This window comes from Arthrobacter sp. ov118 (assembly GCF_900116495.1).
Lineage (GTDB): Bacteria > Actinomycetota > Actinomycetes > Actinomycetales > Micrococcaceae > Arthrobacter.
This window is the reverse complement of record NZ_FPAY01000001.1, coordinates 633,830-650,593: the sequence shown is the minus strand read 5'-3', so window position 1 is coordinate 650,593 and position 16,764 is coordinate 633,830. Positions and strand designations below refer to the sequence as shown.

General features: G+C 67.1%; 19 protein-coding genes. 13 read left to right on the top strand and 6 right to left on the bottom strand.

All coding sequences use genetic code 11. The features are described 5' to 3' along the window. The first annotated feature begins 40 nt into the window (after positions 1 to 40). The gene (locus tag BM372_RS02985; protein ID WP_090951589.1) at positions 41 to 1,264 is read left to right on the top strand and encodes an acetoin utilization protein AcuC; all 1,224 of its coding nucleotides are present in this window, start codon (positions 41 to 43) and stop codon (positions 1,262 to 1,264) included. An 81-nt stretch (positions 1,265 to 1,345) separates the two neighbouring features. Beyond that, the gene (locus BM372_RS02980) at positions 1,346 to 1,978 is read left to right on the top strand and encodes an ArsR/SmtB family transcription factor (RefSeq protein WP_090951586.1); all 633 of its coding nucleotides are present in this window, start codon (positions 1,346 to 1,348) and stop codon (positions 1,976 to 1,978) included. Positions 1,979 to 2,071: 93 nt separating this feature from the next. On the opposite strand, the gene BM372_RS02975 is transcribed toward BM372_RS02980, so the two are convergent. Beyond that, complete coding sequence (locus BM372_RS02975; protein ID WP_090951583.1) at positions 2,072 to 3,418, bottom strand: alpha-hydroxy acid oxidase; 1,347 nt, start codon at positions 3,416 to 3,418, stop codon at positions 2,072 to 2,074. Between the two features lie 404 nt (positions 3,419 to 3,822). Here BM372_RS02975 and BM372_RS02970 point away from each other — a divergent pair, with 404 nt between their 5' ends. The 3 genes from BM372_RS02970 (at position 3,823) to BM372_RS02960 (ending at position 5,703) form a co-directional block, all read left to right on the top strand. Further along, the gene (locus BM372_RS02970; protein ID WP_090951580.1) at positions 3,823 to 4,944 is read left to right on the top strand and encodes a 3-deoxy-7-phosphoheptulonate synthase; all 1,122 of its coding nucleotides are present in this window, start codon (positions 3,823 to 3,825) and stop codon (positions 4,942 to 4,944) included. Positions 4,945 to 5,180: 236 nt separating this feature from the next. After that, complete coding sequence (locus BM372_RS02965; protein ID WP_090951577.1) at positions 5,181 to 5,402, top strand: helix-turn-helix domain-containing protein; 222 nt, start codon at positions 5,181 to 5,183, stop codon at positions 5,400 to 5,402. Between the two features lie 202 nt (positions 5,403 to 5,604). After that, positions 5,605 to 5,703: a 30S ribosomal protein bS22 gene (locus BM372_RS02960; RefSeq protein WP_003792170.1), complete on the top strand. Its 99-nt coding sequence runs from the start codon at positions 5,605 to 5,607 to the stop codon at positions 5,701 to 5,703. Between the two features lie 260 nt (positions 5,704 to 5,963). Here the strand turns inward: BM372_RS02960 and BM372_RS02955 are convergent, their stop codons facing one another. Then, the gene (locus tag BM372_RS02955; RefSeq protein ID WP_090951574.1) at positions 5,964 to 6,782 is read right to left on the bottom strand and encodes an HAD family hydrolase; all 819 of its coding nucleotides are present in this window, start codon (positions 6,780 to 6,782) and stop codon (positions 5,964 to 5,966) included. A 162-nt stretch (positions 6,783 to 6,944) separates the two neighbouring features. On the opposite strand from BM372_RS02955, the gene BM372_RS02950 reads away from it, so the two are divergent. Continuing rightward, positions 6,945 to 7,217: a glutaredoxin family protein gene (locus BM372_RS02950; RefSeq protein WP_090951572.1), complete on the top strand. Its 273-nt coding sequence runs from the start codon at positions 6,945 to 6,947 to the stop codon at positions 7,215 to 7,217. A gap of 69 nt (positions 7,218 to 7,286) precedes the next feature. Beyond that, positions 7,287 to 7,982 (top strand): redox-sensing transcriptional repressor Rex, encoded by a 696-nt coding sequence (locus tag BM372_RS02945; protein ID WP_090951569.1) that lies wholly within the window; start codon positions 7,287 to 7,289, stop codon positions 7,980 to 7,982. Between the two features lie 69 nt (positions 7,983 to 8,051). On the opposite strand, the gene BM372_RS02940 is transcribed toward BM372_RS02945, so the two are convergent. The 3 genes from BM372_RS02940 to BM372_RS02930 all read right to left on the bottom strand — a co-directional run bounded on the left by BM372_RS02940 (position 8,052) and on the right by BM372_RS02930 (position 10,634). After that, the gene (locus BM372_RS02940) at positions 8,052 to 8,876 is read right to left on the bottom strand and encodes a Yip1 family protein (protein ID WP_090951566.1); all 825 of its coding nucleotides are present in this window, start codon (positions 8,874 to 8,876) and stop codon (positions 8,052 to 8,054) included. 206 nt (positions 8,877 to 9,082) lie between these two features. Further along, complete coding sequence (locus tag BM372_RS20585; protein ID WP_177235858.1) at positions 9,083 to 9,556, bottom strand: hypothetical protein; 474 nt, start codon at positions 9,554 to 9,556, stop codon at positions 9,083 to 9,085. 529 nt (positions 9,557 to 10,085) lie between these two features. Then, complete coding sequence (locus BM372_RS02930; RefSeq protein ID WP_090951560.1) at positions 10,086 to 10,634, bottom strand: YceI family protein; 549 nt, start codon at positions 10,632 to 10,634, stop codon at positions 10,086 to 10,088. A 208-nt stretch (positions 10,635 to 10,842) separates the two neighbouring features. Between BM372_RS02930 and BM372_RS02925 the strand changes: the two genes are divergently transcribed. Genes BM372_RS02925 through ccsB form a run of 5 tightly spaced genes read left to right on the top strand, consistent with a single transcriptional unit; the run spans position 10,843 to position 15,805 of the window. Further along, positions 10,843 to 11,505: a histidine phosphatase family protein gene (locus BM372_RS02925; RefSeq protein ID WP_090951557.1), complete on the top strand. Its 663-nt coding sequence runs from the start codon at positions 10,843 to 10,845 to the stop codon at positions 11,503 to 11,505. 2 nt (positions 11,506 to 11,507) lie between these two features. Beyond that, positions 11,508 to 12,128 carry a TlpA family protein disulfide reductase gene (locus BM372_RS02920; RefSeq protein ID WP_177235857.1) on the top strand — a complete coding sequence of 207 codons (621 nt, stop codon included), beginning with the start codon at positions 11,508 to 11,510 and terminating at the stop codon, positions 12,126 to 12,128. Between the two features lie 13 nt (positions 12,129 to 12,141). Then, positions 12,142 to 12,897 carry a cytochrome c biogenesis CcdA family protein gene (locus BM372_RS02915; protein ID WP_090951554.1) on the top strand — a complete coding sequence of 252 codons (756 nt, stop codon included), beginning with the start codon at positions 12,142 to 12,144 and terminating at the stop codon, positions 12,895 to 12,897. Then, positions 12,897 to 14,699, top strand: coding sequence for a cytochrome c biogenesis protein ResB (locus BM372_RS02910; protein ID WP_090951551.1), 1,803 nt, complete (start codon positions 12,897 to 12,899; stop codon positions 14,697 to 14,699). Before BM372_RS02915 ends, BM372_RS02910 begins: the two co-directional genes overlap by 1 nt. Further along, complete coding sequence (gene ccsB / locus BM372_RS02905; protein ID WP_090951548.1) at positions 14,699 to 15,805, top strand: c-type cytochrome biogenesis protein CcsB; 1,107 nt, start codon at positions 14,699 to 14,701, stop codon at positions 15,803 to 15,805. The genes BM372_RS02910 and ccsB overlap by 1 nt, the downstream gene beginning before the upstream one ends. Positions 15,806 to 15,900: 95 nt before the next feature. Here ccsB and BM372_RS02900 read toward each other — a convergent pair whose 3' ends face one another. Beyond that, on the bottom strand, positions 15,901 to 16,329 hold the full coding sequence (locus BM372_RS02900; RefSeq protein ID WP_090951545.1) for a PLD nuclease N-terminal domain-containing protein: 429 nt from the start codon (positions 16,327 to 16,329) through the stop codon (positions 15,901 to 15,903). A gap of 103 nt (positions 16,330 to 16,432) precedes the next feature. Between BM372_RS02900 and BM372_RS02895 the strand changes: the two genes are divergently transcribed. After that, a complete protein-coding gene (locus BM372_RS02895; protein WP_090951541.1) occupies positions 16,433 to 16,741 on the top strand; it encodes a DUF4229 domain-containing protein in 309 nt (102 codons plus the stop codon). Positions 16,742 to 16,764: the final 23 nt, after the last annotated feature.

Genomic DNA, 16,764 nt, shown 5'->3' with positions numbered 1-16,764 from the left:
CCGGAGGAAGCCGCCGGGGTGCTCGGGTAGCCTGTCATTGATGACATTCCTGCCGGGACTCACTCAGACCGCGCTGCCGACGACGGTGGTGTGGTCTCCTGCCATGACCGCGTACAACTTTGGTCCCGGCCACCCGATGGCGCCCGAGCGCATGGACCTGACGGTCAGGCTGGCGGGAAGCCTGGGTCTGCTGGATCTGGACCACGTCACCGTGGCAGCGCCGGACGTCGCCAGTGATGAGGAGCTGTGCGCGGTCCACAGTGCGGAGTTTGTTGCCGCCGTGCGGCGCGTGAGCGAGAATCCGGACACCCCTGATGAAGCCAGGGGCCTCGGAACCGAGGACGACCCGGCCTTCGCCGGGATGCACGAGGCGAGCGCCCGGCTGGCCGGCGGCTCCCTGCTGGCGGCCGCTGCCATTCTGGACGGCAGCGCCGTGCGGGCCGTGAACTTCGGCGGCGGGCTGCACCACGCCTCGCGGGACCGCGCGAGCGGTTTTTGTGTTTACAACGACGCCGCCCTCGCCATCCAGCGGCTGCTCGACGGCGGCATCCGGCGCGTCGCCTATGTGGACATCGATGCGCACCACGGCGACGGCACCCAAAGCATCTTCTGGGACGATCCGCGGGTCCTGACCATTTCGCTGCATGAGTCCGGGCTGACGCTCTTCCCGGGCACCGGATTTGCCAATGAGATCGGCGGCCCCGAAGCCCAGGGCAGCGCCGTGAACGTCGCGCTGCCGGCAGGCACCGCCGACGCCGGCTGGCTCCGGGCCTTCCACGCCGTCGTGCCGCAACTCATTGGCGCGTATGAACCGGAAGTGATCGTCAGCCAGCACGGGTGCGACTCGCACCGTCATGACCCGCTGAGCCATCTGAACGTCAGCGTGGACGGCCAGCGAGAGGCCGCCGCCGCCATCGGCAATCTCGCCGCGCGTTACTGCGACAACCGGTGGGTCTCCACCGGCGGCGGTGGCTACAACGTAGTCAGCGTGGTGCCGCGGTCCTGGAGCCACCTCATCGCCATCGCCGCCGGCCGTCCCGTGCCCCTGCGCACCCCGGTCCCCGAGGACTGGCGCCGCTACGTCCGGGACAAGTACGGGGCCAAGTACGGCGTGGAGCCCCCCGAAGCGATGAGTGACGACGTCGACCTCTGGTGGCGGTCCTGGGAGGTGGGTTTCGATCCCAACGACGCCGTGGACCGGGCCATCATGGCCACCCGTAAAGAGGTGTTTCCTCTGCACGGGCTGGATCCCTGGTTCGACTAGTCCGGGTCCAGCCGGGAGGCCGCGGACCGGCCCGGCAATTTGTGGATGCCATCTGGCGTATATGTCGCTAGTGTGGAGGGCATGGTGACAGACGACGTATTTGCCGTCATTGCTGAGGCAACCAGGCGCGACATTCTGGTGGCCCTCCGCAAGGGCGACAAGGCTGTGGGGGAACTGGTCCAGGAGCTTGAGGCAAGCCAGCCCACCATTTCCAAACATCTGAAAGTCCTCCGGGAAGCGGACCTGGTAAGCATGCGCGCCCAGGGCCAAAAGCGCTACTACGCGCTCAATCCCAAACCCCTCGCCGGCATCGCCAGTTGGCTGCAGTCCTTCGACGGCGTCCCAGGGGCGGCAGCCAACGCCGCACCGGCCTCCCATGCGGAAGCCGGCCCCGCCACTGTTTTGGACGGGCTGGCCGCGGCGGCCATCCCGCAACCCGCCCCGCAAGCTGCCACAGCACAAACTGCCACGGCACAGACCGCCACGGCCCAAGCCGCCGCAGCACAGGCGGCCACCCAGCCCGCCGCAGCACAGCCGGCCGCGGCGCTGGCGGCGCGCCCCGCCGGCAGCCCCCTGAGTCCCGCCGTCGTTATCCCGGTGGGAACGGCGGGCGAGGACAAGATGCCCCAGCAGATCGGGCGGACGGTGGGCCGCGCTGCCACCAAGGCCGCGGACCTCCTCGCCAATTTGCCGAAGTTCGGCCGCAGGAAATAACCCAACTTACTCGCAGCAGGGCCCGTTCCGGGCGCCCGGAAAGGGCCCTGCTGCGAGTTCGTGGGGTGTGAGAGTTACTTGGGCGCGGACGGGCTAGCCCTGCAGGAGCCGCACATGCTCCGGGGTGAGGTCCGCGACCCGGTCGACACCCAGCAGCGCCATGGTGCGCTGCATGTCTTTCTCCAGGATCTGGAGGGCGCGGTCGACGCCTGCCCGGCCGCCTGCCATGAGACCGTACAGGTAGGCGCGGCCGATCAGCGTGAAGTCGGCGCCCAGGGCGAGGGCGGCGATGATATCGGCGCCGCTCATGATGCCGGTGTCCAGGATGACCGCCGCGCCGCTGCCCTCGGCCTTGAGCGCCGCGGAGACCTCGGGGAGCAGGTGGAAGGGAATGGGGGCGCGGTCGAGCTGGCGTCCGCCGTGGTTGGACAGCACGATCCCGTCCGCGCCGTGGTCCACCACCTTGCGGGCGTCCTCGACCGTCTGGATGCCCTTGACCACGAGCTTGCCCTCCCAGGTCTCACGCAGCCAGTCGAGGTCCTCGAAAGTCAGGGTGGGGTCAAACATGGAGTTGATGAGGTCCGCCACCGTGCCCGTGTACCGGGACAGTGACGCGAAGGTCAGCGGCTCGTGGGTCAGGAAGTTGAACCACCAGGCGGGCCGGTACGACGCATCCACGACGGTCTTGAGGGTCAGGGCGGGCGGGATGGTCATGCCGTTGCGGACATCACGGAGTCGCGCGCCGGCGACGGCGGTGTCCACCGTGACCATGAGGGTGTCGTTGCCCGCTTGAGCGGCTCGTTGGATCAGTTCCAGCGACCGGTCCCGGTCGGTCCAGAGGTAGAGCTGGAACCAGTTGCGGCCGGCCGGCGCCGCCGCGGCCACGTCCTCGATGGACGCCGTCCCCATGGTGGAGAGGGTGTACGGAATGCCGGCGGCCTCTGCGGCCTGGGATCCGGCGTATTCGCCTTCGGATTGCATCATCCGTGTGAATCCCGTGGGCGCAATGCCCACCGGCAGCCGGGACGGCTTGCCGAGAATGTCGGTGCTGAGGTCGATGCTGGAGACATCACGCAGGATCCCGGGACGGAACTCGATGTCCAGGAAGGCCTGGCGGGCGCGGCGGAGGGTGATTTCGGCCTCGGCCGCTCCGTCGGTGTAGTCGAAGGGTGCCTGGGGCGTGCGGCGCTTGGCCATGTCACGGAGGTCCCAAATGGTGCTGGCACGCCGGAGCTTGGCGGCCCGGCTGAACTCCGGCTTCTTGAATTGCATGAGTGGCGCGAGGTCGGCGTACTTGGGCACGCGGCGCTTCAGTGCGGCAGGGAGTCCGTGGGCGCCCGAGCGGGTGTCCTGCCCGGATGCCAAGGTTCCAGGGGCCGGGGCTGTGTCCGCGGGAGTGGTTGGTGCCTCGGGGTTGCCTGGCGGGACGGTCTGCGTCATTGGTGCCTCCGGTTCTGCAGGATCGGCGTGTGCTCCAGAACACTCTAGCGGTCATGTTTGGAGCCCCGGCAAGCGGGGCGCCGGACGGTCAACCGGGGGTAGAACGGGACAGGGGAGGCGTTGCTGCCGCTAATCGCCCGGGGCTGCGGCACAGAGCTTCGGCCGGGTGCCGGTGAAATGTTACGCCGGATGTTTGCCCCCCGGCGCGGCCCGGGGCTATGGTCGTGGCTATGACTAACCGTTGGTATGCGTATTTTTCGTTGGCTCTGGAGGGGCCCGCGTCTAACTGACACGCATCCAATTTTCCTTCAGAGCCAACAGGGCAGAGATCATTCTCTGCCCTTCGCCATTTCTCCGGCGGGTTCTGATCAGGGCCCGCTCCGCATCCGGAACAGGACCCGAACATGAGCATCGAAGCAGCCGCCGACACCCAGCACCCCACCTCGAACCTGCGCGTCAGCGAGTTCACGCCGCTGCCCACCCCGCAGGAACTGATGGCGGAAATGCCGCTGGAAGCCCGCATGGCCGAGGTCGTGGGGCGCGGCCGGGACGAGGTCCGCGCCATCATGGACGGCGTCGACGACCGGCTCCTCGTGATCGTGGGTCCCTGCTCCATCCACGACCCCAGGGCCGGCCTCGAGTACGCCCGGCGGCTGGTGAGCCAGGCCGAGAAACACCGCGAAGACCTGCTGATTGTCATGCGCACCTACTTCGAGAAGCCGCGCACCACCGTCGGCTGGAAGGGGTTGATCAACGACCCGCGGCTGGACGGCAGCCACGACATCCCCGCAGGCCTGCGCGCGGCCCGGGCATTCCTTCGCCAGGTCACGGCGCTCGGCCTGCCCACCGCCACCGAATTCCTCGAGCCAATCAGCCCGCAGTACGTCGCGGACCTCGTCGCCTGGGGCGCGATCGGTGCCCGCACCACGGAGAGCCAGATCCACCGGCAGCTGGCGTCCGGGCTCTCGATGCCTATCGGCTTCAAGAACGGGACCGACGGCGACCTCCAGGTGGCACTCGACGCGTGCAGCGCAGCCGCGTCCGCCCAGGCGTTCCTCGGAATCGACGACGCCGGCCGGGCAGCCCTGGTGGCCACCGCGGGCAACCCAGACACCCACATCATCCTCCGCGGCGGACGCAAGGGACCGAATTACTCCGCCGCCGACGTTGAAGCCGCCTCCGCCAACCTCGCAGCGAGGCAGTTGAACCCCCGGCTGATCGTCGATGCCAGCCACGCCAACAGCGGCAAGAACCACCACCGCCAGGCCGAGGTCGCGCTGGAAATCGGCTCCCAGCTGGAAGACGCCGGAGCTGCGGCCGGGGCGATCGCCGGCGTCATGCTCGAGAGCTTCCTGGTGGGAGGAGCGCAGAACCTGGACGTCAACACCCCGGGCGCGGACGGAGTTGCACGGGACGAGCTGGTCTACGGCCAGAGCGTCACCGATGCCTGCATGGACTGGGACGTGACAGCGTCGGTGCTCGGCCAGCTGGCGGCGTCGGCCCGGACGCGCCGGACCCGCGCCTGAGGACTGGCCCCCGCCGGTTGGAGAAGCCCGGGCCCGAATTGGAGCCGGGCGGTGCCGGTGTTGGCGAGACTTTCCGCATTCCTGCGGAAAGTGCGTGGGTATTCCTGCGGAAGCCTTTCACATTGGCACCACGAGCAACTAGAGTTGCTAACACATGGTTGTTGCATGGCTCAGCATCGGCACACCGCCATGTCATCAGATGGGGCTGCCGTGAGCTTGAGCAAAGGAATAGGGAAATGTCTACGGAGGCCAACTTCTCCAAGGCCCGTTTTTTGACCGTGGCCGAAGTCGCGGAACTCATGCGGGTGTCCAAGATGACCGTGTACCGACTCGTGCATTCGGGGGAGATGCCGGCTGTCCGGTTCGGCCGCTCCTACCGCGTCCCGGAAAACGCCGTCGAACAGTACCTCAAGGGTGCGGTCGTCGACCGCACCGACGGCCACGCCGGGACTGGCTGACCAGCAGCGGCACCTATTCGGGTGTGAACCGCGTGCTGCGGGCCGCGCAGGCGGCCCGCGGTCGTGGGTGCCCCGGAGAGGCGGTACCCTGTTAAGGAACGTTTTACGTCATTGTAAGAACCTGTCAGTTGTTTAGTCTGCTGCTTAGCCCGCGGACCCTTCCCAACAGGCAGGTACTGCATCTAGCCGGTAAGGAACTTTCGTGGGTTCAGTTATTAAGAAGCGTCGCAAGCGTATGGCCAAGAAGAAGCACCGCAAGCTGCTTCGCAAGACGCGCCACCAGCGCCGCAATAAGAAGTAGCAATACTTCGCTCTGCATGAAATGCCCGTTGCCCTTCCAGGCGGCGGGCATTTTCTTGCCCCTTCCGGCCATGCGATTCTGCAGCGGAACCGGACTGGGGCGGCGGAACCGGACTGGGGCGGCGGAACCGGACAGGGGCGGCGGAACCGGACTGGGGCGGCGGAACCGGACTGGGGCGGCGGAATTGGACTGGGGCGGCCCGGATCCACGCCGCGCGCGTCCGAAACCGTAGCGGTTTAGTTGGCGGCGTCCCGGGGAGCTTAGCGGCCGGGGCCGCGGAAACGGGAGAAGCCCCGCCACAGGCCGTAAATGGCCCCGCCGACCGTGGCGGCCTTGAACCCCAAGGTGGCGGCGCGCCGGCCGGCGCGGAAATCGTAGACCGGCCAGTTGTGCTCGCGGGCATAGCGGCGCAGCTTGGAATCGGGATTGATGGCAACGGGGTGGCCCACCATGCTCAGCAGCGGGATGTCGTTGTGGGAATCGCTGTAGGCCCAGCAGCGGCCAAGGTCCAGGCCCTCGTCCTCGGCGATCCGCCGGACGGCCACGGCCTTGGCGGGGCCGTGGAGGATTTCCCCCACGAGCTGTCCCGTGTACGAGCCGTCCAGGATCTCGCCCACAGTGCCCAGCGCCCCGGTCAGGCCCAGTCGGCTGGCAATGACGGTAGCCACTTCGACCGGCGTCGCCGTAACGAGCCATACTTTGCGCCCTACTCGGAGGTGCTGCTCGGCCAGCGCCTTGGCTCCCGGCCAGATCCGCGACTCGATCATCTCGTCATAGACCTCTTCGCCCAGGGCCTCGATGTCCTTGGCCGTGATGCCGGCGGCCAGCTTCAGCGCGGAGTCGCGGACGGCATGGACATCGTCGATGTTTTCCCCGCGCAGTATGAACATGAGCTGCTTCCAGGCGAAACCGGCAGCCTGCGCCAGGGTGAACGCACCGCGCTGGTGCAGCTTACGCGCCACATGGAAAAGGCTTGCGCCCTTCATGAGGGTGTTGTCGACGTCGAAGAAAGCGGCCTCGCCGTGCTGCGTCGGTGCAGCAGGCTCGCTGGCCACAGCGACGTATTTCTCCTCGGGCATGCCACGAGTCTAGTCAATGACCGGCCCCGGACCACCCGCCAGGTGCGCGACCCGGCGGCAGGTCTGCGCCATGGCGCGCCTGGACATTCCCCGCACTTCCCGGACCATTGCCGCGTCGGTGCCGCGTCGACGTCGGGACGGCCGCCGGGCTACGGTGAAGGTATGGCCACACCCGCGCCCCTTCCCGAGGTCGTTCTGATCACCAAAGCCGACTGTCACCTGTGCGCGGAGGCGCGCGCCGCCGTCGGCCGCGTCACCGCCGGGCTCGGCATTGCGTGGACGGAGAAGTCCGTGGACGATGACGCCGGGCTGCGCGAACGCTTCGCCGAGGAGATCCCGGTGGTGCTGGTGAACGGTATCCAGCGGGATTTCTGGAAGATCGACGAGGCCCGCCTGACGAGGACCCTGCAGCGGGTGCTCGGCCGGCCGTCCTGAGCCAGCTTTGTTGCGTGATGCGCGGGGGCTCTAGAGTGGGAAGCACAACGCGACTCAATGGAGCAGATAGTGACTTCGCTGGATTCATCTCCCGGGGCTGTTCCCGGGGGAGCCGGGACTGCCGCCAAGCAGATTCCACCCGCCGCCGTGGCCCGGCTGACCATTTATCTGCGCGCCCTGACCACGCTGCTGGCTGACGGGGTGGACCGGGTCTCGTCCGAGTCGCTGGCTGAGGCCTCCGGGGTCAGCTCCTCGACGCTGCGCAAAGACCTTTCATATGTCGGGTCCTACGGAACCCGCGGGGTGGGGTATGAGGTCCAGTACCTGAACCGGAACATCGCCGCGGCACTCGGGCTGACACATGACTGGAAGGTCGCGATCGTCGGTGCGGGCAACCTGGGCAAGGCGCTGGCACGGTACGGCGGGTTCGAGTCGCGGGGCTTTGACATCGTGGCAATTTTCGACGCCGACCAGATGGTGGTGGGCAGCGAGGTCGGCTGGCTCCGGGTCAGCGACGCCGCCGATCTTGAGCCGGTATTGCATCGCACGGGTGCCAACATGGTGGTCCTGGCACTGCCCGCCGCGGTTGCCCAGGATGTCTGCGACCGAGTGGTCGCCGCCGGCGTCCGGAGTATCCTCAGCTTCGCTCCGGTGATGCTGCAAGTCCCCCCGGGGGTCAACCTCCGCAAGGTCGACATGGCAACGGAACTGCAGATCCTGGCCTACCATGCACAAAGGGCGCAGGACCCGGAAGACACCGACTAAGTTTCAGCCAGGTCCTCCGGTCCCCGCGCCCGGTGGCACTATTCGTGCCAGCTGCTTCCCGAACGGTGCCTACTTTCCGAACGGCGCTCCGGGCTGCCCGAAGGGGTTGGCAAAGGACTGCCGCTTCTGGAAATAGGGCGAGGTGGTGGGCAGGTACAGCAACACAATGGCCGCGATGCCGACCAGCGCTGCGAGCGTGGCAAGGCTCAGCGGGACGATGTTGAAGATCGACAGGGCGGCAAAAACCGTGCCGAGGATGCGGGCCCAGTTTTTGCCCTTGCGGACGTTGAACGCGACGAGTGCGTACAGCCCGGCGCTGATCACGGCGAAGACTACGATGGTGCCGATCAGGAATCCCTTGATGGACTCGAAGTCCACCGACGTGCCGCTTGCAGCCATCTGCTTTTCGAACAAGTCACGGACCTCGGGAGTGTCCAGGGTTCCCAGGGACACCAGCATGGAAATCACCCACAGGGCGCCCGCAGCGATGATCAGCCAGAATGACGTATTGACCAGTTGGGGAACCGGGCCCGGGGCCTGCGGCTGCCCGGACGGGTACTGCGCGTAGGGGGACTGGCCGTACTGCGGAGCGTTCGGACCCTGCTGGCCGTACTGGGGCGCGTTCTGGCCATACTGGGGCGCGTTTTGCCCATAGGCCGGGGGCGTCTGCTGCCCGTACTGCGGGGCGTTCGGACCCTGCTGGCCGTACTGCGGAACGTTCGGGCCCTGCTGTCCGTAGGCCGGGGGCGTCTGCTGCCCGTACTGCGGAGCGTTTTGGCCATACTGGGGCGCGTTCTGCCCGTACTGCGGGGCGTTCTGGCCGTAGCCCGGAGTGGATTCCCCGTCCGGCTCGGAGCCGTTGGGAGGTGAAGGCTGGGCTGGAGGGTTGCTCATGAAGCGGTCCTTTGCGTGTAAATCACTGAATCGGCCGCCGGGACCAGCGATCCTGCCCTGCCCCCAGCATGGTTTAGCTCCACCGTACCGCGGGCCGGCCGCCGTGCGGATCATTCCGGAGAGGTATTCGCAAACCTCTTGCGGCCACTGGAACGGACCGCCCGGGCGCCGCCAACATCAGGCTGACTGGCGGTGAAGAGGGAGACCTAGACCCGGCCCCGGTGGGCGACGAACCAGGCCTGCGGGTTCGGCAGCCACATGAGCACGGTTGCCACCAGACTGATGATGAAGCCCGGTAGATTTCCGCCGGTCCTGCCCTCAGCAACGCTGGAACTGATGATTGTCAGCAGCAGGGAGATGCCGGCAACAATCGTCAGGGCCAGCCGCGCCCATTCCCGGCCTTCCTTCATCTTCATGGCCAGAATAATTTGGGCGGTGGCCAGCGCGAGGGCCACCAGCACCAGCACCAGCACCAGGAGCCCGAGGGGCGGCGCGAACGCGATGAGGACAAAGGACCCGAACAGGCCGATGATTCCGCCGAGGAGGCCCAGGAAGCCGCCGATGAGCCAGATCCAGTACGAAATCTTCAGCTCGGTGGGCATGGTAGAGACGTTGAACATGCCGGAAAGGCCGCCGGCGGGCAGTGCTTCGCCGAAGCTTCTCGGGCGGTCGGTGGGCATTGAAAAGCGGTTTCCACTGGCGGCATGCTGCCCCGGGTAGCCCGGTGGTGGTGGCTGGTATCCGGGCGGAGGCGCCTGGTAGCCCGGTGGGGGAGCCTGGTATCCGGGCGGAGGCGCCTGGTAGCCCGGTGGGGGAGCCTGGTATCCGGGGGGCGGCTCCTGATACCCCGGCGGTGGCGCGTGATATCCGGGAGGCGGCGCCGGGTTGACCGGGGGGTGCTGCGGGCCGGCGCCCGGGACGCCGTCCGAAGGCGGCGGTTGGGCACCTGGCTGCGGCGGGACATCACCTGGGTTGCTCATGGCTCTCACTGTAGACCGCAGTTTCCCCGTTATCTAGGGAATCCTGGACCGCTTCCGGCGACCGTCGGCACGTACCGCGGCGGCGGAAACTGATGAGGGAAACCGGAGGGGAGATACGGGCGGGTACAACAGCGCCCCGCCTCATCGTGAAGATGAAGCGGGGCGCTGGAACGGGCTGCCCGGAGTCGGCCGGATTGCCTCAATGGTGCTGACTATGCCGCAGTGCTGGCTAGGCTGCGGGAGCGATGAAGGCCAGTTCCAGGTTGATGGCCACCTTGTCGCTGACGAGCACGCCGCCGGCTTCGAGGACTGCGTTCCAGGTCAGGCCGAAGTCCTTGCGGCTGATGGTGGTTTCGGCGCTGAGGCCGGCGCGGGTGTTGCCGAAGGGATCGACGGCCACGCCGTTGAATTCGGTTTCGAGGGCCACCGGGCGGGTGATGCCCTTGATGGTCAGGTCGCCCTGGAGTTCGTAGGCGTCGCCCTTGGGGACGATGGTGCTGGAGACGAAGGAGATCTCCGGGAAGGTCTCGACATCGAAGAAGTCCTCGCCGCGGACGTGGCCGTCGCGGTTGGCGTCGCCGGAGTCGAAGCTCGCGGTCTTGATCGAGGCATTGACCTTGGAGTCGGTGACGTTCTCGGCGAGGTCCAGGGTGGCTGCGGCATCGGTGAACTGGCCGCGGACCTTGCTGATGCCTGCGTGGCGGACGGTGAAGCCGATTTCGCTGTGCGAGGGGTCCAGGGTCCAGGTGCCGGTGGTGACGTTTGCGGGAAGTGCCATGGTGATTCTCCTTGAGTCGGTGGTCAGGCTGTTTGTCTGATCGTCAGTTGAAGCCTCATTGGTTGAAATCTCAACTAACTGCTTCATCCAGTATAAACATGCGTTTGCATCTTTTATTCCAACTCCCGGGAACATCTTTCAAAACTTCCGAGTTCTACCTTTCGTAGAAGATTTCAGATCGACCGGCATCTTTGAGAAACTGGTAGACATGCCCCAAGCCACTGTTCATTTGCTCCGCCACGGCGAGGTCCACAACCCCGAGGGTGTCCTGTACGGCAGGCTGCCCGAATTCCACCTCTCCGAACTCGGCCGGGAAATGGCCCGCACGCTGGCGGAACACTTCAGCGAACGTGCCCTGCAAGGGGCGCGGATCGTTCACCTCGGCGCCTCCCCGCTGACCCGGGCGCAGGAGACGGCCCAGCCCATCGCCGACGCCCTGGGCCTTGAGATCGCCACGGATGCGCGCATCATCGAAGCCGAAAATTACTTTGAGGGCGTCCATGTCACCAAGGCCGAGCTGCTCAGGCCCAGGCACTGGGCCCGGCTGTACAACCCGTTCCGACCGTCCTGGGGTGAGCCGTACAAGGAGCAGGCAGCGCGGGTCATCGCTGCGGTCCAGGACGCCCGCCGCCAAGCGGTTGAGCTGGGCGGCGACGGGGCCGAAGCAATCCTCGTCAGCCACCAGCTGCCCATTTGGGCCACCCGGCTCAGCGCCGAAGGCCGCCCCTTGTGGCATGACCCGCGCAAGCGCGAGTGCACGCTGACCTCCGTTACGTCCCTCGTGTTCGACGACGGCGGACTCGTGCGCGTCGACTACAGTGAGCCCGCCGCCGCCCTGCTGCCCGGTGCCGCCAGCACCCCGGGAGCCTGAGGATGGCACAGAACCGCCGGGCGGGGACTCCGCTGTCCCGCCGCAGCGCGCTGACTGCCGGCGGCGCCGCCCTGGCCGCAGTGTTCGGCTTGTCCGGCTGCGCCCAGGACGATGCCCTCGCTAAACAAGCCAAGGCAGGGGACAACAAGAACTACGTCGCCGGCGACGGATCCGTAACCGAGTTCGCCGTCGCCGACCGCAAGAGTCCCGTGCAGCTTAAGGGGACGCTGTTCGACGGCACCGCCGTTACGTCGGCGGACTTCCCCGGCAAGGTCACGGTGCTGAACTTCTGGTTCGCCGCCTGCGCCCCCTGCCGGGTGGAGGCGCCCTCGCTCGAGGCCCTGAACCGGGAGTTCAAGAGCCAGGGCGTGCAGTTCTTCGGCGTTAACCTGCGCGACGAGAAGCCCACGGCCGACGCGTTCGACAAGACCTTCAACCTGACGTATCCGAGCTTTAACGACAAGGACGGCGCCGTGCTGCTGGCCGTCTCCGGCCTCGTGCCGCCCGGCGCCGTGCCCACCACCCTGGTGCTGGACAAGCAGGGCCGCGTCGCGTCCCGCGTCCTCGGCGAAATCCAGCAGGGCACGCTCAAGTCCCTCATCGCCGCCGCCGTGGCCGAGTAGCGCGGTCCACGCCGTGAACAGCCCCTTCGCCGAAGCCATCCTGAACGGATCGCTGCTGCTTGCCATTCCTGTCGCTCTCCTGGCCGGCCTCGTCTCCTTCCTTTCGCCCTGCGTGCTGCCGCTCGTGCCCGGATACCTCGGCTACGTCACCGGGCTGACCGGCGTCGACCTGCAGAAGCAAAGGCGCGGACGCATGCTGGCCGGCATCGGGCTCTTCGTCCTCGGCTTCTCCGTGATTTTCGTGCTGCTCGGCGGGGCGTTCGGCCAGCTGGGCAGCCTGATCACCGGCTCGCAGAACAGATGGATCACCCAGTTGCTCGGCGTCCTCGTGATCATCATGGGCGTCGTGTTCATGGGCGGCTTCGGCTGGCTCCAGCGCGACGCCAAGATCCATGCCAAGCCACCGGCCGGTCTGTGGGGCGCACCCTTGCTGGGCGTCACCTTCGGGCTGGGCTGGGCCCCGTGCATCGGTCCGACCTATTCGGCCGTCCAGCTGCTCAGCCTCTCCGGCGGCTCCTCCGCGGCCAAGGGCGCGTTCCTGGCCTTCGTCTATAGCCTGGGGCTGGGCATTCCGTTCCTGCTGATCGCCCTGGCCGTGCGCCGCGGCATCGGCGTGATGTCCTTCTTCCGCAAGCACCGGCTCGCCATCCAGCGCACCGGCGGCGGCATCCTGGTCCTGCTCGGCATCCTGATGGCCAGCGGCGTGTGGGGCACCTGGGTGTCCGAGTTGCAGTACTGGTTCCAAACCGATGTGAAATTGCCGATCTGATGAGCGAGCGCGTGAACGTATTGAAGAAAAAGTCCCCGAAGTCCGAGGCCGTCCTGCCCACGCTCGGTCCCTGGGGCATGCTCCGGTGGGCGTGGACGCAGCTGACCAGCATGCGTACCGCACTCTTCCTGCTCCTGCTGCTGGCCGTTGCCGCCGTGCCCGGCTCGCTGTTTCCGCAGCGCCCCGCCAACCCGGCGATTGTCACCCAGTACATCAAGGACCACCCGGATTACGGCAAGCTCCTCGATTCGCTGCAGCTTTACGACGTCTATTCCTCGGCGTGGTTTTCCGCGATCTACCTCCTGCTGTTCATCTCGCTGATCGGCTGCGTGGTCCCGCGCGCCATCGCGCACTACAAAGCAATGCGCTCCCAGCCCCCGCGCACCCCCGCACGGCTGTCCCGGCTGCCGGAATACGGCACCCTGGTGATTCCGGCCGACGCCGGGATCCCGGCGTCGGCCGCCATCTCCAGTGCCGCGGGGCTGCTGAAAAAGCGCGGCTACCGCGTCGACATCAGGGACCGCGACGGCGCCCGGCCCTCCCTGGGGGCCGAGCGCGGCTTGCTGAAGGAAGTCGGCAACCTCGTCTTCCACACCGCCTTGATCGGGGTGTTGATCTCCGTGGCGATCGGCGGCCTCTTCGGCTACAGCGGGCAGCGGATCTTGGTGGAGGGTGACACCTTCGTCAACACCCTCGTCGGGTACGACCAGTTCACGCCCGGCACCAACTTCCAGAGCAGCCAGCTGCAGCCGTACTCCGTCCAGCTGGATAAGTTCGACATCACCTTCGACCGCGAATCCAAGGGAAAGTTCGGACAGCCCATCGACTTCACGGCCCAGGTGACCACAAAGGAAAACCCGGACGCGCCGGCCAAGAAGGAAGTGCTCAAGGTCAACGACCCGCTCAGCCTCGGCGGCACCAGTGTGTACCTCACGGGCAACGGCTACGCCCCCGTGGTCACCGTCCGCGACGCCGCCGGGAACATCGCCATGCAGGGTCCCGTGGTCGCCAAGCTCCAGGGCGAAAACTACTACTCCTCGGTGGTCATCAAGGTCCCGGACGCCAAGCCGGAACAGCTGGCGTTCGCCGGGTTTTTCCTGCCGACGGCCTTTGTCACCGACAAGGGCGTGTCTTTCAGCGGGGACCCGGCGCTCATCAACCCCCAGCTGAGCCTGAACTCCTACTACGGCGACCTTGGCCTGGACGCGGGCGCCCCGCAGAACGTCTTCGAACTCGACGTCAAGAACCTGACGCCCCTCAACGCCCGGAACCTGGCCACCAAGGGCATCACCCTGGCGCCCGGGAGCACGTACAAGCTGCCGAACGGCAAGGGCTCCATCAGCTTCGACGGCGTGAAGCGCTATGTCGGCGTGGACATCCACCACAACCCAGGCCAGCTCTACGCCCTGGTCTTCGCGCTCACGGCCGTCGCCGGACTGGTCACCTCGCTCTACGTGAACCGCCGCCGCCTGTGGGTCCGCACGGGCACACACGCGGACGGCCGCACCATGGTGGAGTACGGCCTCCTGGCCCGCGGCGAAGACCACCGCCTGGCAGGGGAAGCCGCAGCCATCCGGAAACTGCTCGCCAGCGAATGGCACCTGGACCCCGCCGACGCCGCTGAATCGGCGCCCACTGCCTCCCAGTCGGCTTCCCCCTCCCAGTCGGCTCCCAGCGGAACAGGGGATAATGACCGGGCGGATACCGACGCTGCCGGCGATCAGCAGGCCTCCCCGGAAGATCACGAAGCCGACTTCATCCAGTCCACAGCAGGCTCTCCCGAGTCAAAGAAGGATCAGTAATGTTCCCCATCAACGAAACCATGGGCCAGTACAGCGAGCTCTTCATGCTGCTGGCCGCCGGCACGTACACGGTGGCGTTCATCGCCTTCGCCTGGGACCTGGCCAAGAGCAGCAAGATGCTGCGCGCGGTGGACCTGAAGGCCGCGGAGCTCTCCGGGCAGGCGACCGAACCCGTGCGCACCCCCGTAGGGGTCGGCGCCGGGGCCTCCGCACGCGGCGTTGACCGCGCCGACGCGCACCTCAGCGGCCCCGTGGGCCGCGCCGAGCGTCCGACGTCGGCCGTCTCCGGCGGCGCCTCGGCAGGGGCGGGCCAGACCGCGGACGGCAGCATGCGCTACGGCGGGGAGCGGCGTGCCCCGGCCCGGGTAGCCGTCGCGCTGACCGTCCTCGGCGCGGCAATCCATGCCGCCGGCGTGATCACCCGTGCGCTCGGCGCCGGCCGGGTGCCGTGGGGCAACATGTATGAATTCCTGACCACCGGTGCGTTCGTGGCCGTGGCCGTCTTCCTGCTCGTGCTGATCCGCCGCGACCTGCGCTTCCTGGGCACGTTCGTGATCGGCCTGGCCATCATCATGCTCGTGGCGGCCTCCATCGCCTTCTGGACGCCCGTGGGCCACCTCGTGCCGGCCCTGCAGAGCTACTGGCTGATCATCCACGTGTCCATCGCCGTGATGTCCTCGGCACTGTTCACGCTGACGTTCGCCATGTCAGCGCTGCAGCTCGTGCAGTCGCACCGGCAAAAGACCATCGCCGCCGGCGGGGCGGACAAGCTCGGGTTCATGCGCCTTGTCCCCAACGCCCTGAGTCTGGAGAACCTGTCCTACCGCATCAACGCGATCGCGTTCGTCGGCTGGACGTTCACCCTCATGTTCGGCGCCATCTGGGCGGAGAAGGCGTGGGGCCGGTTCTGGGGCTGGGACACGAAGGAAGTCTGGACGTTTGTGATCTGGGTGGTCTACGCCGGCTACCTGCACGCCCGCGCCACCCGCGGCTGGACCGGAACCCGCGCCGCCTGGCTGTCGATCGTGGGTTACCTGTGCGTGGTCTTCAACTTCACGATCGTGAACCAGTTCTTCAACGGCCTGCACTCCTACTCGGGGCTGTAGCCTCCACACTTAAAGCAACGTGGGGTCACTTAGCGCCCATTCCGGCCGTCGGAATGGGCGCTAAGTGACCCCGCGTTGGTGTTTGGAGTGCGCCGCTATTTGACCTCGTCGGTGCCTGGGGTTCCGGCGTCGCCGGGTTCGCGGGCGTCGCCGGCGTCCTCCGGGCCGCCGGGTTCCGCGCTGCCGGCGTCGGGCTTGCGCTCCTTGGCCTCGAGTTCGCCCTTGAGCTTCTTGAGCCTGTCCGTCTCGGCCTGGTTGCGGTGGCGGATTTCAAGGTTGCGCAGGAAATCGGGGTCATCGTCGGGCGCGACGGGGTGGCTGTAGGCCACAGGGGCGGCGTCCGTGGCGCGGGGGCGCCCGATCAGGAACCACAGGACGGCGCCAACCAAGGGCAGCAGGACCTGCACGAACACCCAGGCGGTCTTGGAGATGCCCCGGGTCAGCCGTGCATCCGTCCGTATGAGGTCGACCAGCCCGTAGACGAAGACGACCAGGATGACGATCGGGACCACTATGCGGAGCATATCTTCAGTCTAGCCGTCAGGCGGCCCGACCGCGCCGGTCACCGTGCCCGGAACGCATTTGCGGCCGGAACAGGGCGAGCGGCCTGGCGGCTAAACTTGGAGTGTGGCTTTTCTCAAATACTCCCTGATTCGGCTGGCGTTGTTTGCGCCCTTGTTCGCGCTTTTCCTCTACCTGCACCTGGGGGTGCTCCTGGCCGCCCTGTGCGCCGGGATGATGTCCTTCGCCATCAGTTTCCTGTTCTTCCAGAGGCAGCGCGACGCGGCCACCGCAACCCTGCACCACCGGTTCTCCGGCAAGGCCAAGCCGCTGCGCAGCGCCGGCGAGGTGGCCGACGCCGACGCCGAAGACCGTCTGGTGGACCAGCACCCGGACATCGCAGTCCACACGGACACCCGCCCCAAAGACTCCTAGGAGCCGGTGCGCCCAACAACCTC